Raw genomic sequence first — 26,258 nt, 5'->3', positions numbered from 1 at the left:
CAATGAGTGATTTGCCTGATGAGCTGCCGAGCGATCCAGCCGAGCTGCGTGTCTTTGCCGCGGCTCTGCTGGATCGCTGCGCCAGGCTCGAGCGGTTGCTCAAGCTTGCGAAGGATGCGCAGTTCGGTCGATCGTCGGAAAAGCTGGACGCTGATCAGCTACAGCTTGTTCTGGAGGACATCGAAGAGGCCGTCGCGACTCTCGAAGCAGCTGAGGATCGCGCCAATCCCAGAGCCCGCGAGAAGAGAACTGCCAAGCGCAGAGCCAACCGTGGTCAGCTTCCGGAGCATTTGCCACGCATTGTCGAAACGCTGATGCCGGCTGCAACCTGCTGCCCGTGCTGCAAAGGCGATCTCGTTGAGATTGGTCACGATGAGAGCCAGAGGCTCGACGTCGTTCCGGTGCAATACAGGGTGATCGTCACCCGCCGGCCCAAGCTTGCCTGCCGCGCCTGTCATGGCGTCGTCCTCCAGCACGCTGCGCCCGAGCGATTGATCAAGGGGGGACTGCCCACCGAGCGTCTCGTCGCGCATGTAATTGACGCCAAGTATCATTGGCATTTGCCGCTCTATCGTCAGGCGCAGATGCTGGCGACCCACGGTATCGCCATCGACCGTTCCACGCTCGCCTTTTGGGTCGGCTACGCCGCCCAGGAATTGAAGCCCTTGTGGCATCGTCTGCGCCAGCTTCTGCTCGCCTCTTCGAAGCTCTATGTCGATGAGACCCCGGCGCCGGTGCTGGATCCAGGGCGCGGCAGGACCAAAACCGGCTACTTCTGGGCGCTGTCACGCGATGACAGGCCCTGGGCCGGACCTGATCCACCTGGCGTGGTTTACGCCTATGCACCGGGCCGTGGGGCCGTTCATGGCTTGAGGCTGCTCGAGGGCTATCGCGGCATCATCCACTGCGACGGCTATCAGGCTTACAAGACCATGACCCGAGAGACGCGTGCGGACGCCCTGTCCGGGACGCTCGCCTTCTGCTGGTCGCATCTGCGGCGCCAGTTTGTGAAGATCGAGCGGGAGGCTGCGCCGGCGCCAGCTCCGGTTGCCCGCGAGGCCCTTGAGCGCATCGCCCTGCTTTACGCGGTCGAGAAGGCACTCCGCGGCCGATCTGCGGACGAGCGCCGCGCGGGGCGACAAGCGCATGCCCGGCCTCTGGCTACAGCCTTGAAGCAGTGGTTTGAGGCCAAGCTTGCTCACCTTGCGCAGAAGAGCGACACGGCGAAGGCCCTGCGTTACGCGCTGCGTCATTGGGACGGCCTAACGTTCTACCTTGATGACGGGCGCATCGAGATGGACACCAATGCGGTCGAGCGAGCGATGCGGCCAATCAAGCTCAATGCCAAGAACTCCCTTTTTGCCGGTTGCGACGAAGGTGCCGAGAATTGGGCATTGCTGGCTTCGCTCATTGAGACCTGTAAGCTCAATGGCGTCAGTGCCGAGCACTGGCTCGCTGACGTTCTCGCCAAGCTCGTCAATGGTTGGCCTGCGGCGCGACTGGACGAACTGCTTCCCTGGGCGTCGACCTATACGATGCATACACACGATCCGAGGCTGGCGGCATGAGCCTGAACACGACCGCGGTCCGGATCAAGGTGACCCTCAAGGATGTGAAGCCGGAGGTGATGCGTCGCCTTGTCGTACCCGTCACCCTGCGCCTTGATCAGCTGCATCTGACGCTTCAGGCGGCGTTTGGCTGGACGAACAGCCATCTCTTCGAGTTCCTGGCCGGCGAAGGACGTTGGGGTATACCTGATCCCGATGGAGATTTTGGCCCTCAGCCCATCGATGCCCGCAAGACGCGGCTCTCTAATATCGTTCAGGAGACCGGCGCGAAGACGATCCATTATCTCTACGACTTCGGCGACAGCTGGGATCACGTGATCAAGCTTGAAAAGTGGTTCGACAACACGACAACGGAGGGACTTCCGTTCTTGCTCGAGGCCGCCGGCCGTTGTCCTCCGGAAGATGTCGGCGGTGCGCCAGGCTATGCTGAATACCTCGACGCCATCAGCGACCCCACCCATCCGGAGCACGAACATATGCGCCTCTGGGGCCCGGAGCAGTTCGATCCCAACGTCGTCGACCGGAAGGCGCTTGAGGCCGCGGTCAATGCGTTGTCCGACATATGGAAGCCGCGCCGGCGCACCACGCGCTCAAAATAGACGTCAAGCGCCAATCAAATGGGCCTCAGAGCTACGCTTACACCAGACTTTCCAGTGAACTTAGCTTAACTGATAACTTACTACCCATCCATCGGGCTGGTCCGCAGTCCGGACGATTAGCCAGCCCGATGGCGAGTCACTAGCGAGCAGACCTCTTCACACGAAGTCGTAGTGCTGCGTTACGATGCTCCAGTGTTGCGGATCAACGGCGGGAAGAAGGCCCGCATCAACGATCGCGTTGCCGTTCATCAACCAGATTTGGTCTGCCCCTGTCACGTTGTGGTTCTGCCACAATAGATCGGCATGTCCATCACCATTGTAATCACCCGTAGCCGTAATCTGCCAATCGGTGGTAACAGGTTGCCCCGCCAGGTTGGTGATCATCTGCGCGTTCTTGATTTGGTTTCCGTTCATCTCCCACAGCTGCGTCAGCCCAGTGTCAGACCGCCACACAATATCGGCTCTGCTGTCGCCATCAAAATCCGCGACCCCCGCTACATGCCAATCCGTTCCGACGTTCTGGCCGGCAGAATTCGTGATCGACAGCGCAGTCTTGATTGTATTGCCGTTCATCTCCCAAAGCTGGGTAGCACCTGAATTCGCATCCCGCCAAACTAGGTCGGACTTACCGTCTCCGTCGAAGTCACCAGATCCGACCAAATGCCAATTATCCGGCATGGACGTGGTTAGATTGTTAGCGCCCGTGAGCTGATTGTTGTTCATAGTCCAGGTTTGAACGTTTCCCGAATCTGACCGCCAAACAATATCGTCCTTGCCGTCTCCATCGAAGTCACCCGCTCCAGTGATATGCCAATCAGAGCCAACATCTTGTCCGGCGGCATTCTTGATGACGGCAGCACTGCTGATCTGATTACCATTCATGTCCCAGACCTGGGTCGAACCCGTAGACTGTTGACGCCAAATCAAGTCCGATTTGCCATCAGCGTTGAAATCAGCTACCGCGGCAACCTGCCAATCAGTCCCGACAAATTGACCAACGGAATTCTTGATATCAAGCGGAGCTTGAATGTGAAAGCCATTCATCTCCCAGAGCTGGGTAGTCCCGTTGTCCGCACGCCAGATCAAATCCGACTTGCTATCCCCATTGAGGTCAAAGTGCAGCGTGCGCGGATCCCAGATCGAGGTCGTCACGTCGGCGTCGCCGGTCGAAACATCGCCTACGGCGTAGCCTATCCGACCGTCGCTCAGCAAAGCACTATCAGGGCTATCAACGGAAACTCCGACTTTAACCGTATATTCGGTGCCGACCTTGTGTCCCGTCGCGTCGAAACGCTGCCCACGCACAAGATCTGCGTTGTCGTCTTCCCAAGTCGCCACAAAGCCGCCGTCAGCAAGGCCAACGAGAGTCACCTCATTTTGGTTTCCCAGTGAAGTTGTATTGAGCTGGAAATCAGGTGTGACGAGCCCTCCTGTATTGTTGTAAATCCTGGCTTGAATACTTTGGCCGCTGCCATCGCCCGACGCATCAGTCCAAGCTACTACGAACCCACCTCCTGTAAGTGCGGCGACATCGGGGTCAGTTTCTTCGAAGGTGGTGTTCGCGGCAATGAAATGGTCCGCGACTACCGCTCCGGTTGGCGTATAAATGCTAAAATATACGTCATGATCGCCGCCAACCAGTCTCTGCCAAACATCAACAAAATTGTTGTTCGAAAGAGTCGCCAGCTGCGAGAAGTCTGCAGACTGTGTCCCATCGTCATCTACCGTGAAAGGCGCTCCAACTACACCGGTAGAAGTCACGATCCTTCCCAAAATATCTGTATTGCCGCTCCCGTTGTCGAGGGTGTAGGAAACAACGTAGCTGCTGTTTGCAAAAGCGGTGATTGAAGAATGTGATGTCTGCAAGGCGCTGGTGTCGATTGCATCGTCGCGCACCACATTAAGCGCGGTGTTTACAACCCGGACCCAAGTATTATTGTTCCCCCCGAAAAAATCGGTGTAAGTAACCGCGATGGTCCCGTTGTGTAGGTTCGCAATAGATGAGCCATCACTAATGGAATCATCGCCATTGGCAAACAAGCTGATCTTAACCTCTCCCCCCACCTTGTTGCCATTCACATCAAACCGCTGGCCTATAACTGCTTGGCCCGTCGAAAAAACATCGCTACTGTCCGTCCAGACGATTACGTAGCCGCCGTCCGAGGCATCCAAGGGCGCAATTTGACCGCCGGACTGCGCAGTCCCATTGTCAGTCGTATTAACTTGCGTCAGAGATTTCCAAAGTCTGGGAGTCGTGGTCATAACTCTGCTCCGAAAAAATGTTACAATATGAGCCGGGGCAATCGCAGTTTAATCGCACGACTATGTCAGAACGCTCGGCCCGACGCTATATTTTTCTGGCTTCCCCACTAGCGCGTGCTCAGTTCTTATCCGAAGACGTTCTTCACATACCCCATATGAGGTAGTGGCCGAGCGCCGAAGGAACGTCAGTAAAGGTTCTTCACGCGAAATGGCGCGGGTCGGGCCACCCACAATCGCAGAGACAATCGGGTTCAGTACCATAGCTTAGACCATCGCCGGTACAAACGGCGGATCGGCAGCCATCGGCCTCATCGACCGGCGTGCTTGCCGGCGCCAGGTGAACACATGTTGCGGGGGCAACCTCGGAAACGACCGCGCCTAATCCCAGCGTCGGCTCGACAATCCGGGCCCTAACCAACGACGGCGTCCCGTCTCCCTGATCACTTCCAGCCGGCGCGTCTTCATGTCTTCATGTCTGAACTAAGCGCATGGTCGAGCATAGAGACAAGCCGATTCCTTCAAACAGACTGCGAAACTCGCCTATCCCATTGCCGCGAGAAGTCGCGAACAGATCGGCGGCGTGATGTCCGCCGTTGAGAACGGCGCAATCGTTCGATTCGACGATCGGCTATTCACAGCGATGGCCGTGCAAAAATGATAGCGAAACCGAAGACTATCCGTGATCAAGCTCTTATGCGCGGGCTAGCCACGGCGCTCCCAATTTGCGTCCGAAGTTTGCTCTTTGCTGCGGGCGTCGGCGCTCGTGCCAACCACAAAACGTCGGCGGGCAATCCCTCAGCCGTGTTCCGTTGACGTGCCCACCACACGTGACTGACTCTCCCGTCGATCTTTCGTTTGGCGCTAGACTGAGGTAACCTCAAGTTGGCGTGGCTCTCAAACAGCTCACGTCACCGACCTCGGTCGCGAATGTCACCGCGACGATTAGATCGATACCTAGCAATGTTTGAAGCGCCCGCGCGAGCGGCTCCAGAGACCGGACCGAGACGAACTCTTTCATCATGCGCTCGAACCGGTCGACCCGCGCCCTTGCGACGCGAACTGCTTCGACTATTTCCTGGAGCACAATTTGGTGTGCGGGATGATCGAACAGTTTGCCCCCGAAGCCAGCGCAGATAGCGCATCGTCTAACCGTGCGGCTTGAGCATGAAGATACTCACCCCTGGCCGAACGCCAGGACGCCCCAGAACTGCGAGACGCCGAGCCGGTGGATCGGCGGTCTCTCAACCGCTGCCGATCGGGCGCGAACGAGATCCCGCTCGCATCGTGGCCTTCGTCATAGCCCGTCGGGCGGGCCTCGTAACAGAAATTCACACGGCCAATTGGCTCGCGATCTGCCTACGACACGGCCATGTTCGTGCCGCTTCGACATCACCGAACAAGCGAACTTCTCCCTCCCGGCATGCGTCCGCAACCGCCACGGCTCGTCCTCCTGTACTGAGGATCGGCACGGTCCGCCCGAGCCCCCTCGAACGCAGTGAGGGCGAGCTACCTCCTTGGCAGAGGCGGAAATACGGTCTTGCGACTTAAGACGACACGCTAGAATACAGCAATTCCTCTTGCCGCATTGCCCGAGGAGCAAGTACTACATACCTCTTTGCAGCGTTTTGAACGCCCGTATCTGTCGTCCCTGTCGACATCGGACCGACGCTACAGCAGGTTTCACCGAGCCAGCAGCTTGGCGCGGCACGCGGGTAGGTCGGTTCACAATGGATCAAATCAGTGGAACCAAGACTCGTTGTCGCAAGCAATGCGGACCTGGAAGAGATAGCGCTTTTTCAACACCACTGTTTCCAAGGACACGCGGGCGAGGCCGAGCGAGCCGCTGTTCAGACGTCCGACTATTATCTGTGGAAATATACGCTCTTCGGGCCGGCGAAAATTGTTGAGTTGCGTCGCAATGGGCGACTGGTCGCAATGTGCGCAGCGTTCTCGATGCAGCTCGGCACGGATAGCGGCCCAATGAGGGGTTGGCAAATCTGTGATATCGCGACCGCCCCCAACGAGAGGAGGAAGGGACACTTTAAGGCATGTTTGGCGGTGCTGAGGAATGCCTTGCCTTCCACCGACGTGTTCTTCGGATTCCCGAACTCACGGTCAGCGCCGCAACTGGCCGCGACGGGCTGGCGATATGTTGACAGACTCTCGCCTTTCGCGGGGATCGTTCCTAGTTCAGCTGCGGTCGAGACGGTTCACCGCGTCGATCGATTCACAGAATACCAGGATTTCTTAGCGCGCAATTCAACGCAGCCCGGGCGATTGGGGATCATAAGGTCCTCGGCATATATGAATGCTCGCTATTGTTCCACACTACGACCGATCTATTCCTGCTACGTTGCAAAAAACGGTGCCGAAGACCGCGGTTGGATCGTCCTAAGAACCTTGCATTTGTTCGGAGTTAAGGTCAGCGTGATCATGGATACTTTCGCGGTCGACGCGATCTCCCAGCGATTGCTAATCCGACACGCCGGCCATTGGTCGCGTCAGCAAGGCTGCCTCGCCACGGTCTCGTTCAATAATCAATGGCGCACCCTGGGCTTTCTGCGGTGCGGCTTGATCGCGCTACCGCCCATGTTGACGCCGCGTCCTTTGCTCCTTATGGTTTCGGGCACACATGCGCAGGGCGCAAATCTTTGGCATTCTCACGTCGGCGATTGGGACGGTTTGTGACTTTTGGTTCACGCCACTACGTTGTTTTCCACTGGGTGGACATCAGCGGCGTTCGAACGGTGAGTCCGCCCGCGGCGTGGGCAGCATGCTTCGCTGAAATCCGCTGACGTTCAAGTCAGAGACCATGATTATGAGCGCCCGACGATGAACGGATTGCTAGGAGCGTTCTTTGAAACAAATCCGCCCCCCCTTTCAACTGCCCAACCCAGAGTAGGTCGTGGCAGATGTCGCGCAAACCTGCCATGCAGCTGGCAGCTCGGGACGACAGCATTCTGCGCCCGACGCTAGAGTCCGCCACCGGACCGAATTCGATCGCCTGTGCAATGCTGCTGCCCCGCGGTCGTTTCGGCCAATTGGCAGTTCGTACGAGCCATAGTCCTCGTTCGCCAGTTCCACCCGCTCCCTTCATAACGATCCTGGTAGTGCGTACCTGATTTTCCTACTTTCCGCTACCTGCTTTAACAATGTGGTCCTTCCGCTAACATCGTCATCCATGTTCCAGCTAGCACGACCGATGAGAACTGCCAGTGTCACAAAGAAATTGGGGATCAACGCTGATCGTATCGAAATGCATCCACGCAGGACGACTGGATCGGTGCGGAAGCGGCGCCTCTCCAATTATGCTCTCACGAAACAAAATTGTGGCTTGACCATATCAACGCGGTATTCGAGCGCAGCAAATCTCGCAAGGGAGCTCTCCGCAGGCACAATAGTTTGCTGGCTAGGTTATGATGCGCGCTAATTCAGTCTTTGCGACTCAAGATTCTATTCTGCGGCGTGCATATCTTGCGTGGGGCCTGCTGTTCTTCATTGCCTTTTACCTGGCCTTCTTCTCGCCGGCTTTACTTGAGCACCGCCTTCTTGCTCCGGGTGACGGATACAATTTCTACTTTCCCGCAGTATCGATACCTTGGGCACTTTGGGATCCCAAGATTTTCGCTGGCTATCCAATATTTGCGGATCCCCAGTTCTTTTCTTGGTACCCTCCTCGATGGATAATGGCCAATTTCAACGCATTCGTTATTTCGGCCTACGTTATCGCAAGCACCTCAGCATATGGATATCTCTTCTGGAGAACACGGTCGTTTGTTGCCGCGATAGCAGCCGGGCTAATCTACGGAACCGGCAGTTTCATGACGAGTCATTTGGGCCACGTAAGCATAATACACTCAGCTGCTTGGTTGCCTCTGGTTATTTGGAGCGTTGACGCTTTCGATCGACACCGCACGGTGAAATGGTTGGCCGCGGGCTCTTTTGGAGTCGCCCTTTGTATAGTAGGCGGTCATCCGCAGATATCCTTCTACATTATACTGTTAGCTGCCTTTCTGATATTGGCAAGGCTTTGGAGCCACAGAGCACGGGGCTGGACATACCTGTTACGTTTGGCTTTGCTCTACTGCTTAATGATGGCTCTTGGGTTAGCGCTTTCATCAGTTTGCATCATTCCGTTCATCGAACTCAGTGGGATGAGCAGCCGCTCTTCTGTCTGGACCTACAGCGATTTTATATCTTATTCGCTCCCGCTACGGCAGTTGCCATCGGTTTTCGTTCCTTACCTTTTTGGTGGTGGAGGAGCCGGAAATAGCATGCCCTATTTTGGTGCATGGGGCGGCATGACCGAAATAATGGTTTTTGCAGGCACAGGCACTTTGGTTGCTGCTGTACTCGCTTTTGGCAGCAGGCAAAGTGGAGATGACACTATCTTCTGGTGCGTCATGATTGTGCTCGCTCTGATCGCTTGCACTATCGGCGAGAACAAACTCGGAAGAGTAATGTTTCACCTTCCTGTGCTAGGAAGCTTTCGAGCTCAAGCACGGGCGGCGATAACTTTCACTTTTGCGGTGGCTGTTCTGGCGAGTTTTGGCATTAGTCGCATCGCCGACGCTAGGGTATCCAATCGCCAGATCATTATTGCTGGTTTAGTCGTGCTTTCCGCGACGCTTGTGGCGACATCTTTGGTAGTATCAACCAACTGGTGGACACAAGCCGCAGCCGCTTCAAGCATCGACTGGAAATTTGTAGCCCCGCGCATAATGTTCGCCGGTTCGATTGTGATCGCAACCACGGTCGTCCTATTCTTCCTGAAATGGGCGAAAAATACTTCAACTATCTCCGCTGTTATCTCCTGCTTACTGCTGGCAGTCGTCGCAATAGACCTGTCACAGTTCGGTTGGTTCTATGAATGGAGGCATGGCCCGATCAAGAATTTGACCATGTCGCCCGAGTGGGAAAAAATTGCCAAGCATAACATAACAAGCGGCGGACGGATCCTGATGTTACAGGAGATGCCCTCCGGAGGAACGCCGTTGAGCCCGAACCTTAACCTCATGCACGGCGTGTCTTCAGCAAATGGATACGGACCATTAGAATCCAAGACATATCTTGAGACGACGGGGATCGATAACTCAGGCTTTCTTTCTGAATCACCTAGCGGTGCTGTTATCGAGACCTTAGCCGTATCCTCAGTCCTCGTCGGTAGAGCGACCGCCCCAGCCATCAGGTTTGGCGACTGCACCCGCCTTAGCAAGAAGCAGATCCTGACACTGCGTCTACCAGAACCGTTATATGCTTCAGAGCTTGAGGTCGTCTCGAAACTGGGCTGTTCAGTCAATCGCAAGGACGGCGAGATCGCGTTGTCAATGCGTGTGGTAACAAGTTCGGGCGAGGTCGCCATACCCTTGACGGTTGGGCGTGATACAGCCGAGTGGGCCTATGACCGTGCCGACGTTAAGCCCATAATGCAGCATTCCAGGGCCACGATAGATCCGCGAACGACTGGTGATGGCTCACAGGGCAATCGCTATGTTGCGAGGTTGCCGATCGAATCGGGTACACGGATGCCAGTCGAGGCGATCGCTATTGAAGTGCCCGCTGGAAATGAGGGCGTGGTGGAACTCAACCAATTGCGCCTGATTGATACGTTAACCGGCACCCATCGAGACATCAATCTCGTGGAACTCGCTTTGTCTCGACCTGATACAACGACGTCAGCGATTGAAGGATACAGCGTCACAAATCTAGGTGATCGCCCCACTGAGACTGCTTGGCTTGTGAGTAAAACGTTGCAACTACCATCGCTAGAGGCAACTCACGCCGTGCGCACGGGCCAACTCCCCGGAGGCGGTAATTTCGACCCCCTGACTCTGGCTCTGGTCGAACGTCCCTTGCCTGCACTTGGCTCAACGGAGAGTGGCGCGGGCAATAAGGTAAAGCGCATCGAACACACATCAGCACGGCAGGTTTTTGAGGTGTCGGCACCGGCGCCGTCTTTACTTTTCGTAAGCGAGTCGTATCACCCAGGATGGCAAGCTCGCGTAAACGGTGTGCGGACCGACCTATTGAGAACGAACGGGGCCTTTCAGGGCGTAGTGGTCCCTGCCGGCCTGAGCGTAGTCGAACTAAGCTTTGAACCTCTTAGCCTTATCATAGGTGGGGCTATCAGCATCAGCGCGGCCATCTTTCTGGGAATTCTCTTCCCTATAGAGAGTTGGCGACGACGTCGTCATGTGAATGCGCGACCAGAGTCAGCGACGCTCTGAATCAACACGCGCAAGCGTTCCATCGATTGCCCAATGGGATCGGATCGGGTACCACGTCCCAAAATGCCGTTCAAGACTTTCGCTCGTGCCGCTCGCCACATAAGCTCCCCTGGCGGGAACGCAGAAGACTCAAAAGGTTATCGTGCCGTTCATTTCCTATAGCCAGAACCTTGAAGACGTTATGCTGTGGCGATCGCTGCAGCATGTGGACAGGGGATTCTACATCGACGTTGGCGCCTGGGACCCTCGAGAGGACAGCGTCACTCTTGCGTTCTACGAGCGTGGCTGGCGCGGCATAAATATTGAACCCGACACAGAGAAGCGCGATGCACTTGTCGCCGCTCGGCCGGAGGATTTGACGCTAGGCGTTGCCATTTCGGACCAGCCGGGCGAGCACGTGTTTTATTATGTGCCCGAGACAGGACTTTCGACGCTCGACGCCGAGATCGCAAAACGGCACCAAGCTGCGGGTCGGCAGATACAGGAGCGGACCGTGACGGTTATGACGCTCCGCGAGGTCTGTGCCATGCATGCTCCGCAAGAAATCCACTTTCTCAAGATTGATGTGGAGGGTCTGGAGGCTGCTGTACTGGCGAGCGCAGACTTCGCCCGATTCCGTCCGTGGCTCGTTGTGGTGGAGGCCACTGAACCGAATTCGCCGGAACCGACGGATGTCACCTGGGAATCGGCGCTGCTCAACGTCGGATACGGCTTGGTTTACTTCGATGGGCTCAACCGATTCTACGCCGCAGACGAGAGAGCCTCCGAACTCGCCCCCGCATTTTCTCGACCGCCCAACGTGTTTGATGATTACGTAAGCGCCGCTGGAATTCGAAAGGCGATTGCGACGCAAAGAGCCGGATTTCCGGTAGCCGAGCTCTTGGACGCATCGAACGAGCGGCCCGTGCTCCATGCGGAGTTGCAGCGGGCTGTCGCTGCGCGGGAAGATGCAGAACTGAGAGCCCTTCGCGCCGAACGAGACGCGAAGCTGGCTCAGGCCGATGTAGAGCGCTTACTGGGTAGGACGGCCATCGATGTCTCCACAGTTGATACAACCAACCCCACGAAGCCGGAAGCCCCAGAGCCACTGCTGTCGGGGCGGCGGCGAATCTACTACGATGCATCGCTTATCATCCATTTTGGTTTGGAAACTCCGGTCGGCCTAATCCGGACCGAACATTACGTCGCTGAGTTCCTCGCGCGTGACCCGACGTTAGACATTACGTTTGTAATCTTCGATAGTTCGCTGGGCGGTTTCCGCAATCTCAGGGCTGCGGAATCCATACTGCTCCGGCGTATCCTCTTCCACCGTTACGGACAGGCCACCACTGCACCGGAAGTCGATGGGGAACGCGAAGCCGAATCGGACGCGCTTGCGCCGCTGACCCTGGCTCAGACTCCGAGAGTAGGAGCCGAACCAGGAGCCTCCTCTAACTCCAAGTTCTTCACAGCCCGAGTACTCATTCGCCGAGTGCGCACAGCCTTGACATTATCGCCGCCCGAGTTCAGGCGTATTTTGGGGCAGTACGCCGCCCGGCTACTTCCAGTAACACAGGAGCAAGGTTTTGGGCCACGCTTGGCCATTCGCATAGTACGCCGGACCTGCTTTGAAATCGCCACTGGCATTCATTTTGTGATTCATGGTGTGACGACTGCATTCCGACGCGTTCACGAGACGGCGTGTCACCTAGTGCGCCCGGATTTAGCTCTGACTCCCGATCCGTCTGCAAATGGCGCCGCCTCGTCCGCATCGTTAACGGGTACGACCCAAATCGGTGATGCTAGCGCGCTCGATTCATCTGCAGGTGGTAGCATCTCGTTCGAAGCCCCCGCAGGTACGGTTCAGTTCAGCAGCGGTAGCGTGCTTCTCTCACTCAGTAACGCTTGGGATTACTTAGACTACACTTACCTGCATCGGATCTGCAGGTACGACAAGGTGCGTTTTGTCTCCGTCATTTTTGACGTCATCGCCATGCAGTTTCCATTCTCGACGCCCGGCCCATCGCACATCTATCATCGCCACTGGGTTGAAATCGGGCACAGCGCTGCGCACCTACTGGCGATATCTAAGTTCACCGCAGACCAATATTCCGAGTTTATTGGCAGGCCGAATGGCCTGTTCCCGTCAATGAGCTATGCGCATTTGCCGAACTTTCTTCGTGAACGCGTGCACGAGATCGGTGAGAGTCCGGTCCAAAAACTGGTTGGTCGTCGCTTCGTCGTGTTCTGCTCAACGATCGAGACGCGCAAGAACCATTATCTGTTACTCCAACTCTGGGACCGCCTCAGACTTGAATTCAGCCCGGACAAACTGCCCACGTTGGTGTTCGTTGGCAAGTGGGGTTGGGGAACGGAGACGGTGCGCTTGCTGAGTGAGCGCAACTACCATCTTCGCAATCGTTTGCTGATCTTGGAGAGCGTGAGCGATGCGGAGCTGATTTGGATTTATCGCAACGCCCGCTTCTCTCTCTTTCCCTCCCTATCCGAAGGATACGGCCTGGCTGCGGCCGAGAGCCTGTCATTTGGCACGCCGGTCGTTATCGCTAACTGCCCGGCCTTAGTCGAGGCTACCGAGAGCCTGATGCCCGCTTACGATCCGCTCGACTTCATGGCTTGGCTCGAGGAAATGCGCAGCCTGATTCGTGACGAGGGGCGCCTTGACGAACTCAAGTCGAAAGCCACGCGTTATCGCGGCCCCTCCTTCGAGGAGTTTGCCGCCGCAATCCGCTCGATTGCCCTTAGCGTCTCTGGGCCCGAAGCTCATCTCACGAATAGCGAACAATGCCCCGCTGCTTAGTGCTAACCCCATTCCCCCTCGCCATCCCGCGCCATGGCGGACAGGTCCGCGCGGCCAGTATCGTCCAGGCGCTGCGCCATACGGGCTGGCACGTTGATACCGTTGGCATCTATCACGCCAACTTCTTCCCTGCCGAGGAATGGGGAAATCTTGATATCGTTATTAGTGCCCCGGCGGTCGCTCGCCGCGCGCTGGATGACATGCTATTCGCTGATCTGCATGTAGCCCGAGACGCTGCGGCTGACAGCGGCGTGATAGATCAGCTCCGGATGTTATTGGCACGACTGCAGCCGGACGTCGTGCATGTGGAACATCCCTGGGACTGGTTGGTTCTAGAACGCGCGCTGTCGACTGTAGATAGGCCAAAGGTCGTGTATTCGAGCCAAAACATTGAATGGAGTGCTCGGCCCCCCATGTTCGAGCTTGGCCTCAAGCGCCGCGAAGCCGACCGGCTCGTAGAAGCGACCCGGCTTCTGGAGAGTGAGTTTGCGCGTGCCGCCGACCTCACGCTCGCTATCTCGGATATTGAGGCTGCTTTAATTGCCCAGGACAGTGGGCGAGACGTTGCTTATGTGCCGGCTGTATCCGACCTCGCGTCGAGTAACCCACCGCTGCATACCACGTTCAGCCAAACTGCGCGCGATAGTCAGTGCCGGTATGCCGCCTTGATGGGCAGCGCTTATTGGCCAAACGTTGAGGGTTTCTTTACCACCTTTCCGAACGGTCTCGGGTTCCTCGGGCAGGACGAGCAGATCTGGGTTGCGGGTGCGCTCGGTGCTGCCCTTTGTGAGGACGCGCGCTACCAGGATTTCCAATCCGTGAACAACGCTCGGCTGCGGACGTGGGGATATGTGGCGGACGCCGACAAGGCGTCGTTTTTTGCCGCATCTTGCTGCGTTATAGTTCCCGTGCACATTGGCGCAGGCGCTAAGCTCAAGACGGCCGATGCCTTGGCCAGCGGACGCCCTGTAATCGCGACCTCTCATGCAATTGAGGGGTACGGACCCCTCGTTGAGGATGTGCTTGGACGGGGTGTATTCATTGCCGACACCCCGGACGCCTTCCGGAATCTAGTGCGCAGCGCGCTGCGGGAAGGGCTGCCCTCCTGCCCTACCGAGGTTCGCAGCCGCGTTAGCCTACAGCGCATGGCGGAAACCCTCGCGCCCCTCTATTCTGGGTTGCTTACTCAAGAATAATGCGAAGCTGGCGCAGGCAGGCGTGCGGGCCCTAAGATCGGGCGACTTCGCTCTCCGAAGCATCGGTACAGGCGAGCTTCTCGGGCATGCGAGCACCTGCGGAGGTCGAACAATATTGCCGAGCGGGAGCTACGGCGTCCAGCGGGGCGGCCTGGGGCGAAAAATGGACCTTCGCCCGGGGGATTGCCGGTTTACGCCGGCCGTCATTTACAGCTTACAGCCTCATTGCTCACCAGATCATCTGACGGATGGCGGTGCTCGCTTGTGCGGCGTGGGCGTCAGAGCTCGCCAGTTCCAGGGCATGAGTTCCTGGATGCGCTTTGGCGGGGTGATCCGGCAAGTCGAATCAGCACATCGGCAAGCCAAGCTGGTGGATCGGCGTCGTTGAGTTTGGTGGCGTCAATGAGGGTGTAGATCGCTGCCGCGCGCCGGCCCCCTAGCCGAACATCGTTTCGCCCCAAACGAATCGCTAATTTTTCTCCGATAGTGTCTACGTATTGCCGTCTGGGAATCGAATGGCTGACTTCGTTCTTGAGGGTCCCAAGTGGGGTGCACCCGGCCTCGCAAGCGCCGGCGGCATCGTCACATGGGCAATAGACGCTACAGTCCCTGCCAGCTTCGTGGCCGTCATTAGCTCGGCATTCGCTGACTGGAGCCACTACGCCAACATTCAGTTTCAGGAAGTGGCATCGACCGCTTCCTCACAAATCGACTTCAGCTTGGGAGCAATCGACGGCCTCGATAATGTTGTAGGAGAGACGACCTATTTCTACTCAGGGAATCGGTTCATCTCCGCGTCCGTCGAATTTGACACCGGCGAAGGATGGCACCTCGCAGGAAGTCAGGTCGTCAGTAATGACGGTGTAAACTTGTTTGAAGTGGCTTTGCATGAAATCGGACACGCTATCGGACTCGACCACTACAACGCCGCCCCCGCGGTGATGAATGCAACCCTGAACCTCGCTATAACCGACCTAGAGCAGCCAGACATTGATGGTGCTCAGGCACTCTACGGCCACGCGCCTGCTTCAAACCTGTTTGGCTCAACGATCTACGATGTCCAGAGCGCCGGTGGCAAAATCTACGCGCTTTACGATGCAATCTTGAACCGAACACCGGATCTGCTCGGCTTTGAGGGGTGGACATCAATATTGAAGGAGACGGCGTCGCTGCGTGACGTGGCTGTAAGCTTCTTAGCTTCGCCGGAAGGGCAGTTGCACGTCGGGTCTCCGGATAACGCGACCTTTGTGGAGGAGCTTTACGCTACTGCCTTGCACCGCACGGGCGACACTGGTGGGTTAGAATGGTGGACCAACGCGCTCAACCAGGGAATGTCACGCGCGGATGTGGTGATAGACTTCGCGCTAAGTACTGAGAACGTTGCAGGAATGCAAACCACCTTGAACGCCGGTGTCTTTGTCCCTGAACAAAATGCCGACGATATTGCCCGTCTCTACTATGGTGTGTTGGGTCGTGCGCCTGATCCCTTGGGGCTTTCCGGATGGACCGGCCTGGTTGATGACGGACTTTCTTTCAAGAATCTTGCCCAAGCGTTCTTGAACTCGCCCGAATATCAAAATACGCACTCTGGACTAAGTGACGCTCAATTCGTCGATAATCTTTACATCAACGCCTTAGGCCGTCATGCAGAGAGTACCGGGCTGCAAGGATGGACCGAGTTATTGTCTCACGGATTACCGCGTGCGGACGTCGCGCTAGCCATTTCGGAGTCACAAGAAGCACAACAGCACCACCTGCTCCAAATTGAGCAAGGCTGGCTTCTGGCCTGAGGCCAGGCTGACCGCCGGTATTTCCAGCCACCCGCCTCGCTCGCGGGGCTTTTTCGGTTGCCGCAGTTACGGCCGCGTTCGAATCACCAAACGACCAATTGCGTCAACGGTCGTGCCCGGCAGGATATTGCCGATTTTTGCATTGGGTACTGTACCCTCCAAGTCGACTTGTTCGCGGCGGTTGCTAAGGATAGTGTCCGCGCCCTGCACTCATTCGAACGGCACCGAGGGGCATGGGGACATACCGGCTATTTTTGGCGTTTTGTGTTCTATACGCGCATGCCTTTGGCGAGATCGCCGGCTGGCACATTGGCGTCGTTGCCGTGATCTCTTTCTTCATCATCAGCGGCTATGTCATGTCTCTTCTGATCCTGAAGCACTATACCGCGCCGACTGATTTTGCGCGCTTCTATCTGGATCGTGCCGCGCGATTGTTTCCGCAATATCTATTCTATCTCGGCCTCACGCTACTGACGGTCAAACTTCTCGGTATCACCAACATTTATTTGCAGGATCGCGGCCCTGTCTACGTCGCAGCCAACTCTCTGATTTTGCCCGTCGGCTATTACATGTTTGGCTTAGACCACGCGCTTTACCTGCCGCAGGCTTGGTCGCTCGGTCTGGAACTAACGTTCTATCTTACATTTCCAGTCTTCTGGCATAGTCCCAAAGCCCTGAAGATCGCTCTGGCCTGCGCTTCTATGCTCATCTTTGCAGCTGCGATCGGCGGCATTGTAGATACGGACCGGTTCGGATATCGATTGCTCCCCGGAGTCTTTTTCATTTTCGTAACCGGCAGCGCTCTCGCAAAACGAGAATGGACATTCGTGTCACTGACAGGGATTGCCACACTTGCCGCTATGCTTCTCATCCTTGCCATGCCGACGCTCTACGCGGTGCACTACAACAAGGAGGTGGTAGCAGGGATTATCGTCGGCATTCCGGCCGTATATCTATTGAGCAAGATGCGCTTCTCAGGTTTCGACGAACTATTGGGCAACTTGAGCTACGGTGTCTTTCTCAACCATTTTCTACTGATATGGATTGCAGACCATTTTGACGTCAGCAGAGTTTTGATGCCATTTGCTTCGCTGGCGATGGCATGGGTTAGTTACAGCATCATTGAGCAACCAGCGCTTCACTTGCGCCGACGCTTGCGTGACCGGCGCGCTTTAGGTCTTCAGCAGCGGCAGATTCAGAGTTCTTCCGCCGCTGAAAAGAATGCATCGATTTGAGTATCGATCTAACAATAGGCGACTTCTATTGCCGCGGTCTATGCGGGATACCTTCCGGAGACGACACCCATCCCCGCTGCCCCTGAGCGGTTGCGGAGGGCAACGGACAATGAGTGCATGGACAGGCGTCTGGGCAGAAGAAATGGACACCGAGGATGGCCAGCTATGGGTCGTCGGTGTCGGTGAAGTCGGGGTGATGGCGTTCACCGATGATGGAATCGAGAACCTCAAAAATCTGATCCAGATCCACAAGGACGCTCCTTGGATCATTGATCATTGAAGAACGCCGCCAGGTGCCAGGTGCTCGCGGCGATCGTTAAGCCGAAGGGCGAAAAGCCCGACAAGGTTTAGCCGGTAATCGGACAAACCGGCCAGCCGACGGCCTACGCCGCATGCTTACCTTGTTGACGCGCGTGGTCATGTCGCTCGAGCGGAGACCGCTGATGCCGGCGTCCAACTCCAGGGCAGAAGCTCGTCCAGCCGGTGAGCTGGGTGGGCGGCGATGCGGGCAAGGATACAGGATACAAGTGCGATCTCGACGGGAACAAGGAACAAGAGCAGGCGCAGTATCTCCGCCCAGTCGCCCCTGGCGCGCTTGTCGACGCCAGGTGAACAGCAGGCTATCAGCCATCCCGCGCCGGCGTGCTACCCTGCAGACTGTCTCACCCGGCTGCAAGGTCTCTTCGATAAGGCGGACCTTCTCGTCGTAACTCCATCGCCGCCGACGCTCGGCACCCAACACATTGACCTGCATTCCCGACGTGACCTTAAAGCTAGAACTTAAGGTCGCACGCTTCGCGAATTACCTCGCGTCACGCAAGACGGCGCCCGTCGGATGCGTACGTTCTAAGACGCGGCGCATGTTGGTGACCGAAGCATCGACCTCACTTCCCCCTCCCGGCCTGCGTCCGCAATCGCGACGGCATTTCTCATCTTGGCCACATCGATTCCGACGAATGCTTCCCTATAATCTGCCACGGCTCGTCCTCCTGTGATGAGGATCGGCTCGGTCCGCCCGAGCAATCCTCGGACGCGCAGTGTAGGGCGAGCGCCACCTCATCGGCAGACACGGACATACGGCCTTACTCGCGGCGCGGATATCGGCTACCATCGCGACCTGAACCGACTGGCAGGGCGCGCCCAAACGATAGAGGCCCCCACATGCACCATGATGGTCGCCCTAACCCGTCCGGTCAAGCAACCACCTGCGCCACCACCCCGGCCGAACTGACAAAGGAGAAGTAGATGAGGCATACCTGTTGGGTCTTGATAGCCGTCATGTGGTGCGCCGCGAGTCTCTGCAAAGTCTTACCAGCGTCCCATTGAGAGCTTCACACGAAGTCGTAGTGCTGCGTTACGATGCTCCCGTGTTGCGGATCAACGGCGGGAAGAAGGCCCGCATCAACGATCGCGTTGCCGTTCATCAACCAGATTTGGTCTGCCCCTGGCACGTTGTGGTTCTGCCACAATAGATCTGCATGTCCATCACCATTATAATCACCAGTAGCCGTAATCTGCCAATCGGTGATGACAGGTTGCCCCGCCAGGTTGGTGATCATCTGCGCGTTCTTGATTTGGTTTCCGTTCATCTCCCACAGCTGCGTCAACCCAGTGTCAGACCGCCACACAATATCGGCTCTGCTGTCGCCATCAAAATCCGCGACCCCCGCTACATGCCAATCCGTTCCGACGTTCTGGCCGGCAGAATTCGTGATCGACAGCGCAGTCTTGATTGTATTGCCGTTCATCTCCCAAAGCTGGGTAGCACCTGAATTCGCATCCCGCCAAACTAGGTCGGACTTACCGTCTCCGTCGAAGTCACCAGATCCGACCAAATGCCAATTATCCGGCATGGACGTGGTTAGATTGTTAGCGCCCGTGATCTGATTGTTGTTCATAGTCCAAGTTTGAACGTTTCCCGAATCTGACCGCCAAACGATATCGTCCTTGCCGTCTCCATCGAAGTCACCCGCTCCAATGATATGCCAATCAGAGCCAACATCTTGTCCGGCGGCATTCTTGATGAGACCGGTCCCGATGATCTGATTGCCATTCATGTCCCAGACTTGAGTTGAGCCGGTGGACTGCTGTCGCCAGATCAGATCAGCTCTGGAGTCCCCGTTGAAATCAGCTACCGCGGCAATCTGCCAATCCGGCTTTACAAGCTGACCGACTGTGTTTTCAAGCGCATTCTGAACGTGCAGGCCATTCATTTCCCAGAGGTGAGTGGTCCCATCGTCAGCGCGCCAGAGCAGATCCGAGTTGCTATCGGCATTGAAGTCCATCAAGCGAGGCGGAGCCGCGCCGATGAGATTGACATGTCCGGTCCCATCGTCCGTAAGAACGAAGTTCAAGTTGGGCGTCATCTGCAACGTGGCGACCGTTGAATTAGTCGAATCCTCGACATAGTAGGTCGTCTGACCGTTCTGCGTGTCCCCTCTGAGGACATGCATTCCACTCGAGTACGATATCGCGCTCAGATCGATAGTAACGCCTGGGCCAAAGCCCGCGATCTGCGCGCCGAATGTACTGGCATCGACCGTGCTACTCTCGATAATAAGCTTTGCGCCTGTCTCGAGCGTGAAGATGCCTGTGGCGTTGCTTCCACTCGATAGATCAAGGGTACCGAAAACCGTTTCGTCTGCTACGGTCGCCCCAGATGCGACCCATTCGGAGCCCCCGTCCATAATCATGTCGGACGAAGCGGACCCGTATATTTGGGCGTGCCCGTAGATATTTTCATTGCTGACCACGCCGCCTGAGGCGACGTTAAGTACGCCGTCACTCAAGATGCTATCGCCATGACCTATTCCACCGCTGAGGATTGATTCAAGGCCGTGTATAGTGCTGAACTGAATTTCGCCTGTTGTGGAAGCCGATACAGTAGCTCCCGCCGCAACCTGTGTGAATTTAGCTAAGCCTGGCCCCAGCTGCCCGCTGGTGACCTCCATCGTTGCGCCAGGCGCGAGGCTCGCACCGGTTGCTATACCGTCGTGAACATTCAGAGCCCCTCCGTAGTTGACTAGTGCGCCAGATGAGGTGCCACCGTAGTAAACTTCGGACGCGCCCCCATTGTTAATCTGAGCACCTATTGATTGTCCGCCGGAAAGATACTCAATGCCATGGTTGCCTACTGACGTATCAAATGCACTCCCATAGACAGCCATGAAACCGTGAAGCGTGGATGCATTCACGGTTCCGAGGACGACAGCCTGTCCACTGCCATCGATCAGACAGGTCTCTGCGATCGCTCCGGCATCAATCGTCAGCGTGAATTGGTTCGCTGGTGATGAGAAGACCTCGATAATTCCGCCAACGGTGACTCCTGACTCAACTTCAAGGCTGTTCCCGTCGTCTATCACGTAGTTGTCGCTCGTTGATGAGGTAACCTTGACCGCCCCCGAAACCAAAACTGTCGTCATTCCGCTCTCCACCACAAATCGATCACCACCTTGTCGTGAACGCGACGCAGTTGAAATCGCCTTGAGTGACTACCTCTGAGGTGGTATGGACCTTTCCAACTCTGCCGATCTTGCAAGACCGACGGAGCTTCGGCCAGGATCGCCGAAGGTCGGATGCGCCGTTCACCTCCGGATTCTCGCCAACAATCATGTCGCGGAAGCATCGCCTTGCTCATCCTCCGGTCGCACTGTCGTCGGAACCCCTTCTCCGCTGCCGTCAAACGTTCGTTGACTTGGCCGTCACACGCCGAGCCTCGCGCCCTTTGCTGTTGAGTCGCGCTTGCCCCGTCTGGAGCTTGGAAGGCCTTCAACATCGGTCGGCGCCTCTCGGTTGCGGGTCTGCTCTACTCCTGAAAGCGGGCGTCTCAGAACGACGACTACAGGCCTCTACAAGAGGACAGAAGAACAATTAACCAATCGAAGGCGTGGCTCGCCGCCCCAGCGATAACTCCCAGCGACTTACCGCGTATCGGATTCCAAGGGAAATGCGCGCCATGGCCCCCAAACACCACGCTCTCCGACGGCGACCGCAGGGAGCGCTCACCAAGGAGTGCGGCGCGCACGGGCGGTGACCACTGCCTCGCCAAAAGTGTTCCAGCAGGCGGGCATCTTCGTGACCGGCGGCGCCGTAGTGATCGTCATCGTGACTCTGACGGTAGGACTGCCTGCCTCGTGGAGGCCATCGGTACGGCTTCGAGACGGTTTTCGAGATGAAGGGAGGTCAGAACCATCTCCATCTCCATGACCGACTCCCCGCTCTACGACCTCTTGCTGCGCCTCCGGGATTACATCGACATCAACTGCCAGCCCAGGAAACGATCTGTCGCCGAAATTCTCCAGCGAGATCTCTGCCGGAGAAGCGAGCCACCCTCGAGATCCTGACGAAGGCGCCCGGCGCCGCGCCGCCATCAAGCGTGGCAATCGCTGATCGAGGCCGAGCGGCAGTTTGAGGCGACCAATGTCGTACGATGAAGATTACGATTATGGCGACTACGATTCCGAGCTCGACTGCGAGCATGACCATTACGTGATCGACATCTGTAGGGTCACCACGGTCAGCGCGGCATCCTCGCCGGCCACCAGCGGCAGCATCTTGCCAAGCAGGCTGAGAAACGGGCCCGGTTGGCCTTGGCCTTCGCCTCGAGGTACGCAACCATCCCACCCTTACCGCCCGCCTTCCTTGCAGCTTCGAGGATCGGCGCGCCCTTCTTTCGGCCGCCGGTTTTGATCCCGTGCACCATCTATTTCTCTCCACTTTGGAACGTCTTCTGCCGTGTTCGTTTGAAAACACGCTGCAAATGAAAACCCGCCGCAGCGGTGCCGGGCGGGCGCATCTATTCACTCAAGCTGATTTGCGAGCGAATACGGCTACGTCGTATCCATTCGGCGTAGGCCGCAGGGTTTCCGCCTGAGCAGTCCAGGGTTCTCTTTGTAGAACCTAATCAGCTCGATAAGGTTTTCGATTCCGAAGTCGGTGAACGCCGTCTTCTCCGACGCCATAAACACCCAGATGACGCCGTCCTCGATCTCCATTTCGTTGGCGATGTCCCACAGCCAATCTTCGTCTTCGCCGAGGTCTTTCGCGACCTGGGTGATGGTGGTGACGTGATGGACCTAGTTGACGTGCGTGGTCATACCGCTCGAGCGTAGAGTGCTGATGCCGGCGTCCACAGGGCAGAGGTTCGTCCAGCCGATGAGCCGGATGGGCGGCGATGCGGGCGAGGATATCGGTGAGCCAGGCCTGCGGGTCGATGCCGTTCATTTTCGCCGTGACGATGAGGCTGTACATAGCTGCGGCGCGCCGTCCTCCGCGATCAGATCCGCAGAACAGCCAGGACTTCCGTCCAAGAGCGATGCCTCGCAAGCCCCGTTCGGCGGCATTGTTGGAGAGATACACGGAATAGACCGACGATGAGTGTGGATGGCGAACCAAAAGATCTGGCCACTGAGATCTCCAACATGTCGAGATGAACGAGACGCGCGCGACTATCTCGCGCGCGGCCGGTGTTTGGCTGGCCGGACTGACGTCGAGGCGCTCGACAAGTGACGATGAAGGCACGCATGGGAGCGACGCACTTCCCGACCAGAACTCTCCCAAAGGTAGCCGCCGGGATGCCCTCTCGGTCCCGGCCTATAATCTGACCCGAGCAATGAATACCCTCGGGATCAGGCCGCTGATCGCCGCGATCGCAGCCTGACGCTGGCCCAGTTTTGGCTTCAAGACTAACTGCTCTAAGGCCGTTTTTATACGGGCAAGACCGAAAGCAGACTTGCTGCTCGATTCGGCGCGACCCATATCCCTCCGATCAGCACCTCGGTTGCCGGTGCTATGGAGGCCACAACAACCAAACTTAGCGACTTACGCGACCGGGTTCCTCGTATCGGAAATCGCTTTATATTTTTGCAGTTCAACGTGCGCCACGTCTCTCGACTTTCCGGACCACAATCCTCCCCAAACAAGCCCTGCCATTTTTGCGGCGACCCCTAAATCGTTCCAGAAGGGATGATTGAGGTTATGGCACGGTCCTTCCCATAGCCAACGGATATCCACGATATCGGCAGCTTCACCGTTGATAATGTAAGCGCCATGCTGGCCAAGCATGTACGCCGCTCCAGTATAGGCCTTCGCCCCCTGGCTTTTCCTTTGTTGCTCCCCGTGAACGTGCAAACTGTGCATCGTCCAACTGTGGCCAGAAGCAACCTTTTTCGCCTGCTCCTCCTTCGTCCTGGAGCCGTGAAAGATAATGGGCTGCCAATTTTTCCCATGAAGATAACGTAGAACAACGACAACCCGTTGTTGCATTTCCACGGAAAGCTTGCGGTATTCTCGCTCTGACCGCTTTAATAGCTGAGCATGATTGATGGCCTCAGCGTGCTTCGCCTTAGCCTCGATACTCTTTGCAATTTCGATTAGGCTTGAAAGAGACATCGACGTCCTCCCGTGAATCCATGGTTCGTAACGTCGCTGGCGCACGGAGTCTGCAGTGGCATTTATGAAGTAGTTTCCTCCTCAAGGCTAGGCGTTAAGTTTCAAGATTGCTGCGCTGCAATCACTTGCAGGAGTGGGGCTGAGGGCACAAAAAGCCTTCACCGCAGATTATGGCCCGCCGCCGACGATCTGGATAACCATCGGGAGCGTTGGATCTCCGAAATGAATTGGAAATCCCTAGCTTCGGTCGTTATCGGCGGCTTTTGTGACCCAGAACAGACATGAGTCTAAATAGAGCGTCGAACCGATGCGACGAACGCTTGCTCACACTTCTCAGCGGCTCAGAGTTTTCATGAAGCATTTTTTACGGACCGCTTAACAATACTCAAGACCTTTGCGCTGTACTATTAAAGCCGTTCGTCACAGCATCACGGGGAAGCAATTTTGTCCCTAACATGTATATGATTGAAGCTAGGATTACCCGCGGTCAGTAAGCTGTCGCGAGTGGGTGCGCTCAAAGACAAGGCATGTTGAAACCGCCGAATTCGCTCTTTGCGCCTTCGGCGAGGACTTGTGCAGAAGAAGAGGAGGTCGTCGTGGCTTTTGGAAATCAAGTAGCCTTCCACGATCCGAGCAGTCGCATGATGGCTGCCGGCGTCGATTTGCGCAAATCCAACGCTATTGTTGATCTGCAGGGAAACGTCTTGGCCTATGCACAGACCGGCGGCATGATGGCGCCGACCCCTTTCGAGATTGTACCCGGCGAAAAGCTTTATCGCTTTGGTAGTGTCGGCGCTGGGATGCATCGCGTCGCTGTCGGTTCCTGGTGGTTGGAGCGAGGCGCTTTCGAAAAGCTCGTCAGCTTCGCACAAGCGCATGATTTGTCGATCGGCATGGCGCTGCGCTACCTCTGCCTGGTGCCGCCGGAATGGAGCGACGTGACAATATTGATCCGCGCCCGAGCAAATGCGCGGCTGCTAGCGTGGCGAGGTCTTGCCGATACGGTAGTAACGAAAACAAACAATGGCGGTCCGCCGGTCAAGATGACGCAACAGAATGAGATCGCCGCTCGCCGAGTTTATCAGCTATTCATTCCCGGGCTGGTCACAGGTTTTTTGAGCATAGAGCAAGACTTTCATCTTGATCAAACCGCCAGTCGGCGCGGTTTTCTTTACTTCTGACGGATACCGTTTCTAGTCCAGGATGCGGAGCTTCTCCCAGTCAGAGCATCCCGGATTATCTACCTTGATCGCATCATTCATGAAACCGGCCGTCGCGCGATACGCTATCCGATCATGTCGCAGTCGAGTTGCCTGCGCAGACCGATGCCCGCAGTTTCCTAAGATATGCGAACGACCGGCCCGGTGGCTATTTATCAGCTAAAGATGGCATGTTGTTGAAGTGTTCATGAACTATCGTGCTCGCTCATTTTTGCTGACATGGTAATGGATATATTGCGCCCAATCGAGCTGGACGCCGCAGTCAAGCGCGAGTTTAAAGAATTCGTCGGCCGCCTCGTCGTAAGCGGCAAGGAGACCCCGTCTGGCGGAGGGGGTGAACGATCGGCTATCGGCTGCTAAGTTTGTGAGCCGATGTGAGCTTCTATGTCTGCGCCTAGTTCTGGAACTAGAACCTTCCATATGATCGAAGCGGTCGCCGACCGTCTTGAGGGAGCGCCGCGGCAGCTTCGCCGACGCTGGTCGGACGAGTTTAAGGCCCAAGTCGTGATGGAGGCGCTGGAGCCTGGCGCGAGCGTCTCGGCGATCGCCCGCCGGATCGGCATTCACCCGTCGCAGCTGTTCGCCTGGCGCCGTGACGCTCGGGCCGAGCGGCGGCGTTATCGCTCACGGCACTCGAGTTGCGAGGGTGTGGTGGCGCCTGTGGCAGGCGCGGTGATCGAGATTGCCATTGGCGAGGTGATCGTGCGCGCCGGCGTGGACGTCGACGAGGCGCAGTTGCAGCGGGTGATCCGGGCGGTCCGTTCGGCATGATCCCCTCCGGCATGAAGGTGTTCCTGGCGAGCCATCCAGTCGACTTCCGCAAGGGTATGGATGGCCTTGTTGCGCTGGTGCGCGATGCCGGCTCAGATCCGTTCTTATGTGTCGGACGAGATTATGTGGCGGAGGCGCTCTAACGCCAGCCCGGGCCGGCCACGGCTGGATTCCTCCGCCACATAATATTTCGTGCCCCTCGT

At 56.9% G+C, this 26,258-nt stretch carries 15 protein-coding genes and 2 pseudogenes; 12 read left to right on the top strand and 5 right to left on the bottom strand.

From position 1 onward, the window contains the following. Window positions 1-2: 2 nt before the first annotated feature. Both J2R76_RS00680 and J2R76_RS00675 read left to right on the top strand, forming a co-directional pair. The gene (locus J2R76_RS00680) at window positions 3-1,568 is read left to right on the top strand and encodes an IS66 family transposase (protein WP_253623584.1); all 1,566 of its coding nucleotides are present in this window, start codon (window positions 3-5) and stop codon (window positions 1,566-1,568) included. Then, window positions 1,565-2,167, top strand: a complete 603-nt coding sequence (locus J2R76_RS00675; protein ID WP_253623585.1) for a plasmid pRiA4b ORF-3 family protein — start codon at window positions 1,565-1,567, stop codon at window positions 2,165-2,167. The genes J2R76_RS00680 and J2R76_RS00675 overlap by 4 nt, the downstream gene beginning before the upstream one ends. Before the next feature lie 156 nt (window positions 2,168-2,323). Here J2R76_RS00675 and J2R76_RS00670 read toward each other — a convergent pair whose 3' ends face one another. After that, the gene (locus tag J2R76_RS00670; RefSeq protein WP_253623600.1) at window positions 2,324-4,429 is read right to left on the bottom strand and encodes a VCBS repeat-containing protein; all 2,106 of its coding nucleotides are present in this window, start codon (window positions 4,427-4,429) and stop codon (window positions 2,324-2,326) included. A gap of 1,740 nt (window positions 4,430-6,169) precedes the next feature. Here J2R76_RS00670 and J2R76_RS00660 point away from each other — a divergent pair. The 7 genes from J2R76_RS00660 (at window position 6,170) to J2R76_RS00625 (ending at window position 17,954) form a co-directional block, all read left to right on the top strand. Further along, window positions 6,170-7,117 carry a GNAT family N-acetyltransferase gene (locus J2R76_RS00660; RefSeq protein ID WP_253623599.1) on the top strand — a complete coding sequence of 316 codons (948 nt, stop codon included), beginning with the start codon at window positions 6,170-6,172 and terminating at the stop codon, window positions 7,115-7,117. Window positions 7,118-8,499: 1,382 nt separating this feature from the next. Further along, window positions 8,500-10,656: a YfhO family protein gene (locus tag J2R76_RS00655; RefSeq protein WP_253623598.1), complete on the top strand. Its 2,157-nt coding sequence runs from the start codon at window positions 8,500-8,502 to the stop codon at window positions 10,654-10,656. Window positions 10,657-10,798: 142 nt separating this feature from the next. Beyond that, window positions 10,799-13,453 (top strand): FkbM family methyltransferase, encoded by a 2,655-nt coding sequence (locus J2R76_RS00650; RefSeq protein ID WP_253623597.1) that lies wholly within the window; start codon window positions 10,799-10,801, stop codon window positions 13,451-13,453. Next, a complete protein-coding gene (locus tag J2R76_RS00645; protein WP_253623596.1) occupies window positions 13,438-14,649 on the top strand; it encodes a glycosyltransferase in 1,212 nt (403 codons plus the stop codon). The genes J2R76_RS00650 and J2R76_RS00645 overlap by 16 nt, the downstream gene beginning before the upstream one ends. Before the next feature lie 515 nt (window positions 14,650-15,164). After that, window positions 15,165-16,439, top strand: coding sequence for a DUF4214 domain-containing protein (locus tag J2R76_RS00635; protein ID WP_253623595.1), 1,275 nt, complete (start codon window positions 15,165-15,167; stop codon window positions 16,437-16,439). A 233-nt stretch (window positions 16,440-16,672) separates the two neighbouring features. Beyond that, the gene (locus J2R76_RS00630; RefSeq protein ID WP_253623594.1) at window positions 16,673-17,674 is read left to right on the top strand and encodes an acyltransferase; all 1,002 of its coding nucleotides are present in this window, start codon (window positions 16,673-16,675) and stop codon (window positions 17,672-17,674) included. Window positions 17,675-17,783: 109 nt separating this feature from the next. Further along, window positions 17,784-17,954 (top strand): hypothetical protein, encoded by a 171-nt coding sequence (locus tag J2R76_RS00625; RefSeq protein ID WP_253623593.1) that lies wholly within the window; start codon window positions 17,784-17,786, stop codon window positions 17,952-17,954. 279 nt (window positions 17,955-18,233) lie between these two features. Here the strand turns inward: J2R76_RS00625 and J2R76_RS40905 are convergent. The 4 genes and pseudogenes from J2R76_RS40905 to J2R76_RS00605 all read right to left on the bottom strand — a co-directional run. Continuing rightward, window positions 18,234-18,428 (bottom strand): annotated as a pseudogene (locus J2R76_RS40905) (transposase); the annotation flags it as partial. A gap of 577 nt (window positions 18,429-19,005) precedes the next feature. After that, window positions 19,006-21,096: an FG-GAP-like repeat-containing protein gene (locus J2R76_RS00620; protein WP_253623592.1), complete on the bottom strand. Its 2,091-nt coding sequence runs from the start codon at window positions 21,094-21,096 to the stop codon at window positions 19,006-19,008. 1,711 nt (window positions 21,097-22,807) lie between these two features. After that, window positions 22,808-23,032, bottom strand: a pseudogene (locus J2R76_RS00610) (transposase domain-containing protein); the annotation flags it as partial. Window positions 23,033-23,494: 462 nt separating this feature from the next. Further along, on the bottom strand, window positions 23,495-24,064 hold the full coding sequence (locus tag J2R76_RS00605) for a hypothetical protein (protein WP_253623591.1): 570 nt from the start codon (window positions 24,062-24,064) through the stop codon (window positions 23,495-23,497). Window positions 24,065-24,591: 527 nt separating this feature from the next. Between J2R76_RS00605 and J2R76_RS00600 the strand changes: the two genes are divergently transcribed. The 3 genes from J2R76_RS00600 to tnpB all read left to right on the top strand — a co-directional run bounded on the left by J2R76_RS00600 (window position 24,592) and on the right by tnpB (window position 26,198). Then, window positions 24,592-25,245, top strand: coding sequence for a hypothetical protein (locus J2R76_RS00600; RefSeq protein WP_253623590.1), 654 nt, complete (start codon window positions 24,592-24,594; stop codon window positions 25,243-25,245). A gap of 459 nt (window positions 25,246-25,704) precedes the next feature. Beyond that, window positions 25,705-26,055: a transposase gene (locus tag J2R76_RS00595; protein ID WP_253606702.1), complete on the top strand. Its 351-nt coding sequence runs from the start codon at window positions 25,705-25,707 to the stop codon at window positions 26,053-26,055. A gap of 11 nt (window positions 26,056-26,066) precedes the next feature. After that, window positions 26,067-26,198 carry an IS66 family insertion sequence element accessory protein TnpB gene (gene tnpB / locus J2R76_RS00590; protein ID WP_253623589.1) on the top strand — a complete coding sequence of 44 codons (132 nt, stop codon included), beginning with the start codon at window positions 26,067-26,069 and terminating at the stop codon, window positions 26,196-26,198. The last annotated feature ends 60 nt before the right edge of the window (window positions 26,199-26,258 follow it).

Origin of the sequence: Bradyrhizobium sp. USDA 4532, from assembly GCF_024171315.1 — a bacterium.
In the GTDB taxonomy this organism is placed as follows: domain Bacteria; phylum Pseudomonadota; class Alphaproteobacteria; order Rhizobiales; family Xanthobacteraceae; genus Bradyrhizobium; species Bradyrhizobium australafricanum.
This window is presented reverse-complemented; position numbering and strand designations above follow the sequence as displayed.

Bases quoted from the DNA above. Each gene is read 5' to 3' on its own strand.
- J2R76_RS00645 (WP_253623596.1), top strand. From the start codon at position 13,438: ATGCCCCGCTGCTTAGTGCTAACCCCATTCCCCCTCGCCATCCCGCGC.
- J2R76_RS00605 (WP_253623591.1), bottom strand. From the start codon at position 24,064: ATGTCTCTTTCAAGCCTAATCGAAATTGCAAAGAGTATCGAGGCTAAG.
- J2R76_RS00670 (WP_253623600.1), bottom strand. From the start codon at position 4,429: ATGACCACGACTCCCAGACTTTGGAAATCTCTGACGCAAGTTAATACG.
- J2R76_RS00595 (WP_253606702.1), top strand. From the start codon at position 25,705: ATGATCGAAGCGGTCGCCGACCGTCTTGAGGGAGCGCCGCGGCAGCTT.
- tnpB (WP_253623589.1), top strand. From the start codon at position 26,067: ATGAAGGTGTTCCTGGCGAGCCATCCAGTCGACTTCCGCAAGGGTATG.
- J2R76_RS00680 (WP_253623584.1), top strand. From the start codon at position 3: ATGAGTGATTTGCCTGATGAGCTGCCGAGCGATCCAGCCGAGCTGCGT.
- J2R76_RS00600 (WP_253623590.1), top strand. From the start codon at position 24,592: ATGTTGAAACCGCCGAATTCGCTCTTTGCGCCTTCGGCGAGGACTTGT.
- J2R76_RS00625 (WP_253623593.1), top strand. From the start codon at position 17,784: ATGAGTGCATGGACAGGCGTCTGGGCAGAAGAAATGGACACCGAGGAT.
- J2R76_RS00675 (WP_253623585.1), top strand. From the start codon at position 1,565: ATGAGCCTGAACACGACCGCGGTCCGGATCAAGGTGACCCTCAAGGAT.
- J2R76_RS00635 (WP_253623595.1), top strand. From the start codon at position 15,165: ATGGCTGACTTCGTTCTTGAGGGTCCCAAGTGGGGTGCACCCGGCCTC.
- J2R76_RS00620 (WP_253623592.1), bottom strand. From the start codon at position 21,096: ATGACGACAGTTTTGGTTTCGGGGGCGGTCAAGGTTACCTCATCAACG.
- J2R76_RS00630 (WP_253623594.1), top strand. From the start codon at position 16,673: ATGGGGACATACCGGCTATTTTTGGCGTTTTGTGTTCTATACGCGCAT.